This window comes from Candidatus Ichthyocystis sparus (assembly GCF_900078745.1).
GTDB classification, from domain to species: domain Bacteria; phylum Pseudomonadota; class Gammaproteobacteria; order Burkholderiales; family 2013Ark19i; genus Ichthyocystis; species Ichthyocystis sparus.
Genome location: NZ_FKII01000047.1, coordinates 205,746 through 220,174, shown reverse-complemented (window position 1 = coordinate 220,174; position 14,429 = coordinate 205,746). Strand labels below are relative to the sequence as shown.

Here is a 14,429-nt window from a genome sequence, read left to right as displayed (position 1 = left end):
TTCTTCAGATAGATCAGTGTCTGTATCACTATCAAAATCTTCATCAGTATCAGACTTTGATTCAGTACTTACTTTTGTATCTTCTTCAGATAGATCAGTGTCTGTATCACTATCAAAATCTTCATCAGTATCAGACTTTGATTCAGTACTTACTTTTGTATCTTCTTCAGATAGATCAGTGTCTGTATCACTATCAAAATCTTCATCAATATCAGATTTTGATTCAGAGTTTTCTTGTGTATCTTTTTCATCTATATCTGATAATTGATCATCATCAATGAGATTTTTATTATCATTTGTGTCTTCGATACTATAGTGTTTATCGTCAGGGCCAGATGTTGTTCCACCACTTTGCGGATCATCAGGATCATTAACATTGAACCATGCTGCATATAGTGCTGGTAGAAAAGTTATAGTTAGTACTGTAGCTATAGTTAATCCACCAATTAAGGCTACCGCCATAGGCCCCCAAAATAAATTGAAACTCAGAGGAACAAAAGCTAATACAGCCGCAGCAGCTGTTAAAACAATTGGCCTAAAGCGCCTTACTGTGGAATCTATAATGGCATTATAGATTGGAATTCCATCACCAATATCCTGATCAATCTGGTCAATTAGGATAATGCTGTTACGCATTATCATACCAGCTAGTGCTATTATTCCTAAAAGAGAAACAAAACCAAATGGCCTGTTTGTTATTATTAAAGATAATGTACTTCCTATTATTCCAAGAGGTGCAGTAACATAAACTAAAACAGATTTTTCAAAATCTTTTAAATGAATCATTAATAATAAAATTGTTAACAGAATAAATACCGGCAGGTTAACATAGACTGACTTTTGAGAAATTTTTGATTCTTCAAATGATCCTCCAGCAGTAATGCTATACCCACTAGGAATATTTTCCCTAATTTTATCCATTTCTTCGTTTAATTTTATAGCAATGGAGTTTATATTGTTTATATTTTTGGTCTGGGCATTTATAGTTACCGTTTCTATACCATTTCTATGGTGAATTGTATTTTGTTCTTTTAGCAATGACCAATGCCCAAGGTCTTTCAAAGGTATCCAAGTGCCGTTTTCTGATTGTACATAAGAAGATTTGAGGTCATTAAGTGATATTACCTTTTTAGGATCATATTCCCTCAAAATTATAGCTATTCTCTCTTTTCCTTCGCGAAGTTCACTTATGGGTAGACCATTGGTAATATATTTAATAGTTGATTGTAGTACTTTCATGCTTACTCCAAGAGCACGTAACCGCTCTTGGTCTGGATTAAATCTAATGGCTATTGTCTGTATTTCAGAGTCGTCAAATACATTATAAGTATTCTTGTCAGATTTTATTATCTCACATACTTGTGATACTATGTTCCTTATTATTCTATGATCTTGACCTGACACGCGAAACTGTATTGGCCATCCTACAGGAGGTCCTGAGTTTAGTAATGATACTCGGAAGCGTGCACTTTTAAGGTTTTTTGATAAATCATGCTCAATTTGATTTGCCAAAAATTCTCTAGAAGGTATATCTTTGGCTAGTACTATAACTTCAACAAGTTCGTTAGCTGGTCTCTGTTGATCGAGAGGCATGTAGAATCTTGGTGCCCCCTGACCGACATAAGTAGTAACGTTTATAATTTTATCTTTGATTTTTTGTGTCCGTAGCAGGTAACTTTCAGTTTCTTTGGCTATCTTTTCCGTTTGTGCTTTACTGCTATTTGGACTTCCCCAAAGGTCAATTACTATTTCTGGACGGTTACTAGCTGGAAAAAATTGCTGAGGAACAAACTTTATAAGCGCAAAACAGGATAAGAAAAAGATTAATATGGTCGATATTATCACTAAGTAACGATTTTTAAGACACCAAACAACACATGTTTTTACCTTATTTTGATTGTTAGATATTGTGTTGTGTTTTGTTTTAATTTTATCTATTGATCCCCTCAGTAGCTCATATCCAATATACGGGGTAAAGTAAATTGATACTACCCACGATATAAGCATTGAAACTGCTACCACAACAAATAGTGAGAATACATATTCCCCAGCTGAAGAGCGAGCCATACCTATGGGTATGAATCCGGCAATTGTGATCAAAGTTCCAGTAAGCATAGGAGCAGCAGTTGTGTCATAGCTGTGTCCTACAGCTTTTACTATTTCCCAACCCTCCTCTAATTTATGAGTAATCATCTCCGCAGAAATGACGGAATCGTCAACTAATAGTCCTAAGGAAATTATTAAAGCACCAAGGGATATTTTTTGAAAACTTATTCCCATATAGTGCATAACTACAAATGTAGCGGCTAAAACTATAGGAATAGAAATAGCAACCACAAATCCAGTTCTAATTCCTAGTGAAAAAAATGTCACCATCAAAATTATTATTACTGCTACGGATAACTTGTATAGAAAGGTCTTTATATATGAGCGCACAGAACTTTCTTGATTTGTTACTGTTTCTATATCAACTCCAATAGGAAGATTTTTCTTAATTTTTTCAACAGATTCAGATAAATTTCTGCCAACATTTATAATGTTCTCTTCATCATTCATTACTATGCCTATGATTACAGCAGGCTTGCCTTGGAAGAAAATCTTACTATCTGCAGGAGTTTTTAGGTGCTTTTTAACCTTTGCTACGTCTTTTATGTGCAATGTACGATTGTTTAAAGTAAATGGAATGTTTTTTATGTCTGTTATAGAATAAGCAGAAGTATCAGTGTATATTGGCCAATGTACGCTCTTACCGTCCAAAGAACCGCTACCTACTACATTGGTGTGATCATTTATGAGTGATGCTATAGAGAATAATGATAGCCCCATGTTGTGCATTTTTTGAGTAGGTATAACTAAGCTTACTTCTTCTGGTATTTTACCAATTATTGATACTTTTTTTACTCCAGCTACTTCAGATAGAGATAGCTTTATTTTCTCAGCGATATTGTTAATCTGTGCTAGATTGTATTTGTCTCCGCTTACTGCATAAAGTGTTATAAATGTGTCACCATAATCATCATTTATAAATGGCCCCAAAGCTCCTTTAGGCAGCAAATATCTCCTGTCCATAAAGATTTTTCGCATGTTGTACCAAGTACTTGATATTTCTTCGTGTGTAGTGTCACCTTTGACATAGAATGTAAATGAAGCCCTCCCGTTTCTTGATGCGCTGTGTATGTAACGCATGTTGGGCAAATCTTTAAGGTAAGACTCCAATGGAGAAACAACCTGCTTCTCCACCTCCTTTGGTGATGCTCCAGGCCAAATAATTTCTGCAATGGCAACCCTGAAGGTGAAATCTGGGTCCTCTTTTTGTCCCAGTTGTAAGCCACAATAAATGCCAGCTACAATAATGGCAATAAGCAAGAATCTCGTTAAAGATCTTGTTTCAACTGCCCATATAGAAAAATTAAAATCTTTGCAAATCATGACAAATGGCCAACTTCTTTAGATTGACGGAGTTTTTCGTTTGACATTTCTCTTGTTACGCGTACATTTTGATTATTATGAAGCATAAATATTGGGCCAATGACTATATTACTATCAGGTGGTAACTCTGCACTCTCAATTACGTAGTGATCGTTATCGTCACTTCCTATTATAGACACGTTGTATTCATGTAGTTTATTTTTTTCAACAGTAAAGATAAAGGTTGGCCCCTTTTCTCGACTGCTAACTGCCGTTACAGGAACAAGAAAATAATTGTTTTTATCTAGTTTGTTGGAGAAATTTACATACCCTGTCATCCCTAATCGTATTTTTGCATCACATTTCTCTAATGCTATGATAACTGGATATGTATTCGATCTTGGGTCTGTATTGCTTCCTATGTGCTTTATTTGACCCGAGCATGATCTTTTATTGTTAGGCGCATAGTCTATGGTGATCTTTGCATTAGAGGTATTTTTTATTAACCCTATGTCACTTTGTGGGATATCGATAGTTATATCAAAACTATCATCCCTGGCTATTACAGCTACAGGAATTCCTGGTGCTACATTTTGTCCATCTTCGGCCATTATTTGTGTTATGGTTCCATCGTATGGAGCAAGTAATCTGGTATCAGACAGACGATTTTGTGCATCAACCAGTTTGGCCTTGGCTTTAAACATTTCTCCTTGAGACAGAAGCAGTTTTGCGTGTCTTCTATTTAGGTCAGGCTCTGTGATAAATCGGTCAGATAACAGTTTTTTGCTATTGTCATAATCAACGGATGCGGCCTCAAACTGGGCAGAAGTTGCTTGATACAGATAGTTAGCAGCTTGTGTTGCTGCTTGATAATCATGATCATCAAGCTCGAAAAGCAGGTCACCCTTAGAAACCACTTGCCCCATGCTAGCATGGCGTTTTTGTATATGTCCAGGGACTTGGAAGCTAAGAATGCTATTTTGCCTTGGAACTACGCGGCCAAAATAGGTACGGTATCGCGTCATACTATCAGCTATCTCTAACTGTACTACCGACACTAAAGGTGTAACTTCTCTTTCTGTATGGCTTTGTTGCCCACAAGCAACCAACATTAAAAGTACTAAAGGCGACAGAAACGGTATTTTTATTCGCATAGAGTGGGTACCTAGGAAAGATGAATTACTGCTACTATTATAGATCTTAGTCAGTAACAAGTGGTACTAACACTACTTAGTTGTGTCTATTATTATAATTGACAATCGGTTTATTACCCGTGGATGCTACACTCTTTCATATGATGCATTGGGTATACCAATACTAACAGTAAGAAAATCACTAATTTTTAGAAATTTAGGTAATAAATAACCCCTATAAGTACAGCATGATTTGATTATGCTGTATGGGTGAGATTGTAATGTCGTGTTTGTGTAATTAATAAAAATTCACACTATGCAAGGTCCTACCGTCTTGTGCAGGAGAAAATTTGTTCTTATGAAAATTTACTAGCAGCTGAATTAAAAAATTACGCATAGATTTAGAATTTATACCATCTAGAGAAAAATGGCCGAGACTAAATCTAAGGATAGATTTAGACTTTTCCTTTTGTAGGTAAGTTTGTTTAAGGGAAACAAGTTTACTTTTCCTGGCAGAATGGCATGATAGAATTTTGCTGAGGTCGCTGCTGTGTTTGCCACTATTAACTTAATTTTCTACTATTTAGACGGATAGGTATTGCATGCAAAATGAATTTAACCTGATTTGGGTTGATCTAGAAATGACAGGTCTTTCTCCGGAGAATGACAAAATCTTAGAGATTGCTATGATTGTTACTGATATGAATCTTAATATCATTGCAGAAGGTCCAGTGCTAGCTATACACCAAAGCGCAGAAATCCTAGATAAGATGGATGCTTGGAACCAAGGAACACACCGCCGCTCCGGATTGATAGACCGTGTTAAATCTTCCACTCTAGACGAGAACAGTGTAAAGGACAAGTATATGGAGTTTCTTAACCAGAATGCACTACCCAACAAATCTCCTATGTGTGGAAACAGTATATGCCAGGACCGAAGATTCCTCGCAAAACACATGCCAGAGCTAGAGTCATTTTTTCACTACCGCAACCTAGATGTGAGCTCGATAAAAGAGCTTGTTCGCAGATGGAGGCCGGAGCTTCTAAAGCTTAGAAAGAGGAACTTGGCTCACCAAGCACTGCTAGACGTTAGACAATCCATAGCAGAACTTCAGTTCTATAGAACAATGTTTATTGCCAACTAGAAGGGGAGGGTATACCCCTCCTTTTCTATTTTTTCAGCATTAAATTGATTCCTGAGTAACGTCTGTTAAATTTCTCAACTCTTCCAGCAGTGTCGACTATTTTTTGCTTACCAGTGTAAAAAGGGTGACAATTAGAACAAATTTCTATGTTCATGGGTTTGCCCTTGGTTACATATACAGACCTAGTTACAAACTTTTCGCCACAACCACATATAACCTCTACCTCGCCATACTCAGGATGTATGCCTTCTTTCATACAACTCTCCAAACTATACATTTGCTATTAGCCGCGACGCATCAAATCGAAGAACTCATCGTTGTTCTTCGTTGAACGCAGTTTCTCCATAACGAACTCTAAAGCCTCAATATCATCCATTGCATAAATTATTTTGCGTAATATCCAAATTTTTTGCAGTATATCAGGTTTGAGTAAAAGCTCCTCACGTCTGGTTCCAGAGCGCGAAATATTGATAGCAGGATACACTCGTTTTTCAGCCAAGCGACGATCCAGATGTATCTCCATATTTCCCGTTCCCTTGAACTCCTCATATACTACTTCATCCATTCTCGAGCCGGTGTCTATTAGAGCAGTAGCCAGTATCGTTAAACTACCACCTTCCTCGATATTTCTAGCCGCTCCAAAAAAACGCTTAGGCCTGTGAAGAGCATTGGCATCTATACCACCAGTTAGAACTTTCCCCGATGCTGGAATAACGGTGTTATATGCACGGGTAAGTCTTGTAATTGAATCCAAAAGAATAACCACATCTCTTTTATGTTCTACCAAGCGCTTGGCTTTTTCTATAACCATTTCAGCAACTTGTATGTGTCTTACAGCCGGTTCATCAAATGTTGAACTGACAACTTCACCCTGCACCGAGCGCTGCATTTCTGTAACCTCCTCAGGGCGCTCGTCGATCAGCAGCACTATTAGGGAAACCTCAGGGTGGTTAGAAGTTATAGAGTGAGCTATGTGCTGCAACATCACCGTTTTACCGGATTTAGGAGGAGCAACTAGAAGCCCTCTTTGACCTTTACCTATAGGAGCGATCATATCCACGGTACGGCCAGTTAAATTTTCCTCTAACCTGAATTCCCTTTCAGCATTCATGTCTCTTTCAAGGGAGAGGTGTTCAGTAGGATGAAGAGGAGTAAGATTTTCAAACAGTATCTTGTTCTTAGTAGACTCAGGACTTTCCCCATTAACTGAATCAACCTTTATAAGAGCGAAGTATCGTTCACCATCCTTGGGCATACGGATCTCACCCTCTATGGTGTCACCCGTGTGCAAGCAGAAACGCCGTATTTGCGACGGACTGACGTAAATATCATCCGTACCCGCCAAATAAGAAGTATCTGATGAGCGCAAAAAGCCAAAACCATCTGGCAACACCTCTAGCGTGCCATCGCCATGTATAGTGTCACCCTTTTTAGCATGATTCTTGAGGATAGCGAAGATGAGTTCATGCTTTCTCAAACGGTTTGCGCCCTCAATTCTGTTAGCGGCAGCTATTTCTAGCAGTTCGGTTACATGGAGAGCTTTTAATTCAGATAGTCGCATAGACATTACTTTAAACAAAAAAACGTTGAAATATGAGAAGGACGGAGCAACCCTCTATACGATGGAAGATCAACATAGAGCGTGACCAACTATACGCGCGGGTCCGCCGCGCTAATGGCTATATATTAGAGTCTATGAAAGTAGTTAACTGAGACTTATTCAAGAGACCAACTTTATGCGACTCAACCTCGCCATTTCTAAAAAAAATGATTGTCGGTATTCCCCTAACGGAGTATTTTGCCGCCAAATCTTGGTGGTCGTCAACATTGATACTGACGAAAGCCACCCTTTGAGAGTATGTAACAGCCAACTCCTCAAGTAAAGGAGCAATAACCTTACAAGGTCCACACCAGGGAGCCCAAAAATCCGCGATAACCGGCATAGTACTACCTAAAACAGTTTTTTCAAAATCACTTGCATCTTTAATTGCATTTACAGTGCTCACAATAATCTTCCTTACTTTATCGTGCAGACAGGCTTATCCCAAAAACTATATGAAAAGGGTTATTACGGTGGCGAGTACAGGCCTGCAGGCTACATGACGACCACTAATGGACAGGAACTACTGCCATCGTGGAAAAACAAACAGAAGGCGATTATAGCACTTAAAGCTGAACAATGGGAATTAGTAGCTACGCTATTTTAGCATTTAATTTGGGACTACATTAAAATTGGTATTCCAAGGTATTTCGAAACTAAAAAAATCTATTGCAACAAAGATCAAAATTTATATCCTATGGTATCACTATGTTAGCATAGTCTGTGAGAGATTTTTCCCCATGACTTATGTAGTTACCGAGTCTTGCATTAACTGTAGGTATACGGACTGTGTTTCCGTGTGTCCTGTTGACTGTTTTCGCGAGGGTGTTAACTTTTTAGTAATAGACCCTGATGAGTGTATTGATTGTGGTTTATGTGTAGCCGAGTGCCCGGTGCAGGCAATCTTCCATGAGGACGAACTACCGGAAGATATGAGATACTTTTTAACACTAAACGAACGCTTGGCCAAGAAGTGGCCTTCAATATATCATAAGAAAGACCCATCTGCTGATGCTAAGGAGTGGGAAAATGTGGCCAAGAAACTCCATTTATTAGAGGAGTAGTTATATTATAGTGACTTTTTGTTATCTGTGTGCAACCATTCTTCCCTAAAAAGATGTCTTGCTTGTATTGTAGTTTATAGTTTGTGGTCTTTAATTATTCTATTGAGTGATAAATATTTATCTCAAACTGTCGTAGTATAAAGAGAAGGTTGTAGTTTGTTTTTCCTGGCAGAGGACTTTTTTATGAATAAACCCTGGCTTAGTAGTTATGGGAACATTCCTGAGTACATTGGCGAGATTCCTTTCAACTCTCTTGCTGATATGTTTACTTCCCTAACTAAAGAGTATGGCGATAAGGTAGCGCTGCATAGTTTTGGTTGTACTATGACATACTCTAAGCTTGCAGATTTGGCTTATGCTTTTGCTGAATATCTTCGTTCCGACAGGGGTCTTAGTCCTGGTGACCGAGTTGCAATTATGTTGCCTAACACCTTTCAGTACTTTGTGGCTTTCTTTGGATCTATGCTTGCTGGGACAATAGTGGTCAATGTAAATCCTCTTTACACCAGTTCTGAGCTTTACCACCAGATGTTGGATTCTGGATCTTCCCTACTGGTTGTGTCTGATAGATTTGCACCGGTTGTTGAAGGAGCATCAAAAATGGATGGCTTTCCGGTACGATCTGTTGTTTTAACCAGGGTGGGGGACTTGTTGACTTTCTCTAAAAGACAGGCTTTGTCTTTGTACATGAAGTACATTTGTCGTGTACCTAGCATAAAGAGAATTTGCTACATGAATGTCGATCGTCTCAGGGACATACTATTTAAAAAGAAGAGAGTGGATCGTATTTCTCATCAGGCAAGTTTGGGTGATATTGCTGTTTTGCAATACACAGGTGGTACTACTGGCAGATCCAAGGGTACTATGCTTACCCACAGTAATTTCTTATCTAACATCATGCAAATAGCGCTTTGGTTTCGCGGGTCCACGTTAGATGTAAAGAAGTCCATGATGGTTACTGCGCTGCCTGTGTATCATATATTTTCTTTGACGGTAAATTGTCTCACTTCTTTTTTTATTGGTTGTGAGAATTTACTTATAACAGATCCAAGAAATACAGCAATGCTGCTTAAAACGCTGCGAGTGTATCGCTATCGTGCCAATATTTTTTCTGGGGTTAATACTCTTTTTAATTCCATGATGAATAATAAAGATTTTCGGGGTTCTGATTTTGCAAATTACGATTGGATTATGAGTGGAGGTGCATCTACACTAGAGGTTGTTTCCAAAAGATGGTCTGAGCTTACTGGGACTGTTATAAATGAGGCGTATGGTTTAACTGAGACCAGTCCTGCCGTTTGTTGTATGCCTATGAATTATGGCAAGTTCAAGTCAAGCATAGGAATTCCTATCTCTTCCACTGATGTAATTTTGCTTGATGAAAATGACCAACGGCTTGGTCCGGGTGAGCCGGGTGAGATTTGCGTAAAGGGTCCTCAAGTGATGCTAGGGTATTGGAATAATGTCAAGGAAACCAAGAGCACTTTTACTTCGGATGGGTACTTGCGTACCGGTGACATAGGAGTAATGGATGAGCAAGGATTTTTCCGTATAGTTGACCGTAAGAAAGATATGGTTGATGTGTCAGGATTTAATGTTTATCCAAGCGAAGTTGAGGAAGTTATTAGCAAATATCCAAAGGTTTCAGAAGTAGCAGTTGTTGGTTCGAATGACCCCAATGTCGGAGAGATACTTAAGGCAGTTATAGTACCAAAGGATCCTTCCTTAACCGAGGAGGAGGTTATCTCTTTTTGTAGTCAATTTCTTACTAGGTATAAGATTCCTCGCAAAGTGGAATTTAGAGATTCTCTTCCAAAGTCTGCCGTCGGCAAAGTTTTGCGCAGACTTATTAAATAAGACCTTTTGCTGTTTTGTGGGCAGCTCTTCTTATTTGTACTAGTAGCCGTGATAATCCTCAATAGAATTCAGTCTTTATTCATAGTCTGCTAATTTGTGTTAAGTTTCGGCTGTACGTGGATAATAATAATGGCTAAACCCCCGGGTATCGTGCTGGGTGTGCTTTTTTAAGTGACTGATTATGCACAAACGAACAAAAAAAACTTGCTGTGGAACACGTAGTTTGTTGTCTTTTGCTATATTTCTTTTACCCGGGTTGTCGTCTGCTTTTTCATTAGGCCCATTGGATGTAGAAAGTTATTTGGGACAACCTTTATCTGCTAGGGTAGCCGTATACCCATCTGCCATGGAGAATATAGATGATATAAAAGTAGACTTGGGCGATGATTCTGGTCTCGAGCGTGGAAATGGAGAGTCTCGCATAGATTCTTATGTTTCCAAATCCTCAATACCTAATATGTCTCAAGTTACATACTCTTTAGAAAAGCAGGATGGCTACTACTTTGTTCACTTTAGTTCGACCTCAGTTATTGATGAACCGTTGTTCTCTTTTTCTGTGAGTTTTTCTTTAGGTCCTCAGACTATAGGTAGAGAGTTTTTAGTATCTTTGGATCCACAGGGCTTTTCTAGTCCTATACTTACAGATAAAGGTGTTGGTTCCTCAATTTATGATGATAGCAATGCTAGTAAATATTTACATCATGCTAATGTTACTACTGAACACTACGATTCAGATAAGCATGAAAATCATGTAAATACAAACCATTCCATGAAAATTATCGCAGATGATGCTCACGAAGATCATCCGGTAGAACATGGAAGTGCTGGTAGAAATTTTGATGCACGGGATTCTTCCCCATCTAGCGGTTACATATTCGAGTCTTGGAATTTAGACTATGACATTGATTCATTTGCTGACTCTGATAATTGGTCTGAATTGACTCAGGACCTAGATGCTGCTGTATTATCTATAGATGTAGATAAACTAGATAAATATACTGATTCCTCTAGTCAGCCAGCATATGTTGTGCAGCAGGGAGATACTATTGATTCTATAGCTAGTAGATATGTGTATCCAAGTACAACTACAGAGGATATGAGAGATGCTATTAATCGTATTAACGGATCCTTGCGAACTGACGTTGAAGGTTATTTAGTTCCTGGCCAAGTTGTAGTGCTTCCAAATGTAAGTCAGTTAAATTTGGCTGCAGAAGATGTAACTTCCTCTTCACCAAATGCGGAGGAGCGCTTTACAAAAAAGAAATATACTCCTCAAAAACAAAAACCATCGTATGGAGGAGGGAAGCACCATCATCTGAAGAAATATGGTAATAGTAAAAAGGTTTCTAATTCATCTAATCTTGATGGTAAGAGCGCCCATCATTCTAGAAAAGATGTTGTTAGGGTTGAGCCAGCCGTTTTATCCTCGTCTGGATTGGATGATGTAGAAGAAGATCGTATTGCTAATAACAATAAAGCTTCGTACGGTGCCTCTAGGAGTTCCAATTACGCCAAGATACAGATGCTGCAAAAGGAAGTTGTAAGGCTTACCAGAGAGCTTAAAGAGTATAGTAGTAAGTTGGCGAATATTGCTAATTCTTCTTCAAGTAATAAAGTTATCTCCTCTCTAGACAGTAAATCAAAAAACAAACGCTTTCCCACTGATTTGACTGCCAGTGCTGCTTCTGTTGAAAGCAAAGTAGCAGGATCACCAGATCTGTCGTCTGCATTGAATCCTTCTGGAAAAGGTGCTGTAGCTCCTACTACTCCCTCAGTTCCTGTGGCGAACATCGTTGCTACGTCTAATGATGATTCTTTAGGTGCCATGCTTTCAAACTTATTTACTTTAGATCAGCTGCCAATGATCATTGCAGTTGTGTGTGTGGCATTAATAGCTTCCTATCTTTTGTTTGGTAGGAGGAGTGGAAATTCTGGTAAAGTTTCGCCAAAATCTGGCAAAGCTCCCTTAGATAGTGATACTAACAGGTGGGCTAGGGCGTATGATTCTGAAAAAAGAGGTGATAATAAAGGATCTGATAAATCTTTACATAATTCTGAACATACTGGTTCTGGTTTGGATGGCGGTTCACACGCAGTTTCAAGCTCTGTGGTTAATCCTATAGATGAAGCAGATGTTTATATACAGTATGGTCGTATAGGTGAAGCTGCAGATATCCTTAAAGCAGAATTAGAGAAGTCATTTAACTTAGATGTCTCACTAAAATTGGCTGAAACATACGGACTTATGGGACGCCATAAGGACATAGAGGATTTGTCTAATAAAATATTGTCAATGCATGATTCAGAAAGTCCAGTTTGGTCAAAATTTGTTAATGGTATTGATAAGCTAGGGCTAGGCAACTACCTACCGCAATTAAGTAGTAAAGGTGCTTATAATATTTCTACAAATCTAGGAGATACTAAGCATGACATCCCCGAGCACTCAACTAATGTAGATGAAGTTAAGCTCACACCCAAAATATCTGATGATATTTTGCCAGGACCTGTGTTTCCATCTAGCAAGAAACAAGTGGATAGTAGTGGCCCTGTTGCATCACCCCAGAATTCTAGTACGGGAAGGGATGAGTTAACTACTAAGTTTGTTAATGCAGAAGAGGATATGTTGGAGTTGGATCTGGACCTAAGTGAGATAGATGATATAGATACTAAGAAACAATAGCCGCTATAATACTGGGAAATTTTACTAAATTTTTCCTGCGTAGTGAGGTTTTTTGGGTAGCATATGTAGTTTTTTCAGGGAGTTACATCCCGCACTCTTTTTGTGGTTTTTTGTGTCTTCTGTCCTAACCACTAGGTCAGTTCAGGTAAAATTTCCCTTTCTTCTTCTGATTCCTATTACGCTTGCCATTGTTTTTTTTAGGCGAAGATTTATGCAAGCTTTGTGGCGCGTTAGGTGGGTTATTTTTATTTCTGGGTTGGTGTTGCCATTTACCACTCCAGGTTCTGTTATTTTTTCAGTGACATCAGTACCATTTTTACCTACCAAAGAGGGGCTTTTATTTTACTGGAGACAGGTTTTATACTTAATAACCATACTGTCTTGGTGGGTTATTGCTCTATCTTGGATGGAGCCTGAGGATATGCTAACTGGATTCCTCCATTTAATGTCTATATTTAAATTCTTTGGTTTAGAGTATCAAACTTTTGCTGTTAGGCTTTTCCTAACATTTAGGTACTCGCAGGATTTTATATTAGGGTCAGCATGTTCATTACAGAGTCTTAAGCTGCGCCTAGAGCAATTTTTGTCAGAAGCTTCTACGGTTAATTCTGATGCTACAGATAGTGTTATTTACCAAGTTCCTCTCTTACTTTTGCATGAGAAAATATCTATTGCAATATGGTTAATTTTTTGTTCCACTCTTTGGCTGGTCAGGTAATTATCTTAGAACGGGGCAGGTTGTATGCGATGGGCTCTACAGGTGGAGTATTTAGGATATGGCTTTTGTGGATGGCAGAAGCAATGTTCTGTTCCAACTGTTCAGGAATGTTTAGAGCTAGCGTTGTCTAAAGTTGCTGGAGAGAGTGTTTCTATTGTTGCAGCAGGTAGAACAGATACAGGTGTTCATGCAGTAGGGCAGATAGTACATTTTAATACAGATATTGTTCGTAAGCCTGTGGCTTGGGTGAGGGGCGCTAATACCTACCTGCCTGACTCCGTGAGGGTTGTTTGGGCAGAACAGGTTCCTGATATATTTCATGCTCGTCGTAGTGCTATATCACGTGTGTACAGGTATGTTATATACCAGGGACCAGTTAGGCCGGCGCTTTATTCGCACCGTGTTGCTTGGACTCACCATAAATTATCTGAGGAGGCTATTAGGGAAGCTTTACCAATACTAATTGGTTGCCATGATTTTTCATCTTTCAGGGGTGCTGAGTGTCAGGCTGTTTCTGCGGTGCGCGAGGTTAAGGACATATCGTTGTTTAGAGTAGGGTCTTTTTGGATATTTGACATTGAGGCCAACTCGTTTTTGCAACATATGGTACGAAATATCATGGGTACCATGCTTTATATAGGCCGCGGGTTGAGGGATGTGAATTGGTTAAGTGAGCTGTTGTTAAAGCGAAACCGTTTTTCATCTTCCTCTCCTACGGCTTTACCTGATGGTCTGTATTTACTCTCCGTGAAATACCCTGCACAATACCGATTCCCAATGGAAGAAAGTGCGTGTTTATTTCCTCCGCTTGTGGTTTAAAAATA

Annotated in this window: 11 protein-coding genes; 6 read left to right on the top strand and 5 right to left on the bottom strand. The window is 38.8% G+C overall.

Annotated elements, in window-relative coordinates; translation table 11 throughout:
- Together A6733_RS04060 and A6733_RS04055 are read right to left on the bottom strand one after the other, a co-directional pair.
- The coding region (locus A6733_RS04060) for an efflux RND transporter permease subunit (RefSeq protein WP_092460472.1) at positions 1-3,429 on the bottom strand (3,429 nt) is incomplete at its 3' end.
- Positions 3,426-4,520, bottom strand: coding sequence for an efflux RND transporter periplasmic adaptor subunit (locus A6733_RS04055; protein ID WP_242641592.1), 1,095 nt, complete (start codon positions 4,518-4,520; stop codon positions 3,426-3,428). The genes A6733_RS04060 and A6733_RS04055, both read right to left, overlap by 4 nt.
- A gap of 623 nt (positions 4,521-5,143) precedes the next feature.
- Between A6733_RS04055 and orn the strand changes: the two genes are divergently transcribed.
- Complete coding sequence (gene orn / locus A6733_RS04050; protein ID WP_092402687.1) at positions 5,144-5,686, top strand: oligoribonuclease; 543 nt, start codon at positions 5,144-5,146, stop codon at positions 5,684-5,686.
- A 25-nt stretch (positions 5,687-5,711) separates the two neighbouring features.
- Here the strand turns inward: orn and rpmE are convergent, their stop codons facing one another.
- The 3 genes from rpmE to trxA all read right to left on the bottom strand — a co-directional run bounded on the left by rpmE (position 5,712) and on the right by trxA (position 7,692).
- Positions 5,712-5,942, bottom strand: a complete 231-nt coding sequence (gene rpmE / locus A6733_RS04045) for a 50S ribosomal protein L31 (RefSeq protein WP_092402689.1) — start codon at positions 5,940-5,942, stop codon at positions 5,712-5,714.
- A 27-nt stretch (positions 5,943-5,969) separates the two neighbouring features.
- The gene (gene rho, locus A6733_RS04040; protein WP_092402691.1) at positions 5,970-7,247 is read right to left on the bottom strand and encodes a transcription termination factor Rho; all 1,278 of its coding nucleotides are present in this window, start codon (positions 7,245-7,247) and stop codon (positions 5,970-5,972) included.
- Positions 7,248-7,365: 118 nt separating this feature from the next.
- Entirely contained in the window at positions 7,366-7,692 is a 327-nt protein-coding gene (trxA, locus tag A6733_RS04035; RefSeq protein ID WP_420885931.1) for a thioredoxin, read from the bottom strand.
- A gap of 334 nt (positions 7,693-8,026) precedes the next feature.
- On the opposite strand from trxA, the gene fdxA reads away from it, so the two are divergent.
- From fdxA to truA, 5 genes are all read left to right on the top strand, one after another.
- Positions 8,027-8,350 (top strand): ferredoxin FdxA, encoded by a 324-nt coding sequence (gene fdxA / locus A6733_RS04025; RefSeq protein WP_092411577.1) that lies wholly within the window; start codon positions 8,027-8,029, stop codon positions 8,348-8,350.
- Between the two features lie 183 nt (positions 8,351-8,533).
- Entirely contained in the window at positions 8,534-10,207 is a 1,674-nt protein-coding gene (locus A6733_RS04020) for an AMP-binding protein (protein WP_092402698.1), read from the top strand.
- A 181-nt stretch (positions 10,208-10,388) separates the two neighbouring features.
- Entirely contained in the window at positions 10,389-12,887 is a 2,499-nt protein-coding gene (locus tag A6733_RS04015; RefSeq protein ID WP_092460468.1) for a LysM peptidoglycan-binding domain-containing protein, read from the top strand.
- A gap of 112 nt (positions 12,888-12,999) precedes the next feature.
- Positions 13,000-13,605, top strand: a complete 606-nt coding sequence (locus A6733_RS04010) for a hypothetical protein (protein ID WP_092411576.1) — start codon at positions 13,000-13,002, stop codon at positions 13,603-13,605.
- Between the two features lie 24 nt (positions 13,606-13,629).
- The gene (gene truA, locus A6733_RS04005) at positions 13,630-14,424 is read left to right on the top strand and encodes a tRNA pseudouridine(38-40) synthase TruA (RefSeq protein WP_092403318.1); all 795 of its coding nucleotides are present in this window, start codon (positions 13,630-13,632) and stop codon (positions 14,422-14,424) included.
- Positions 14,425-14,429 lie beyond the last annotated feature (5 nt).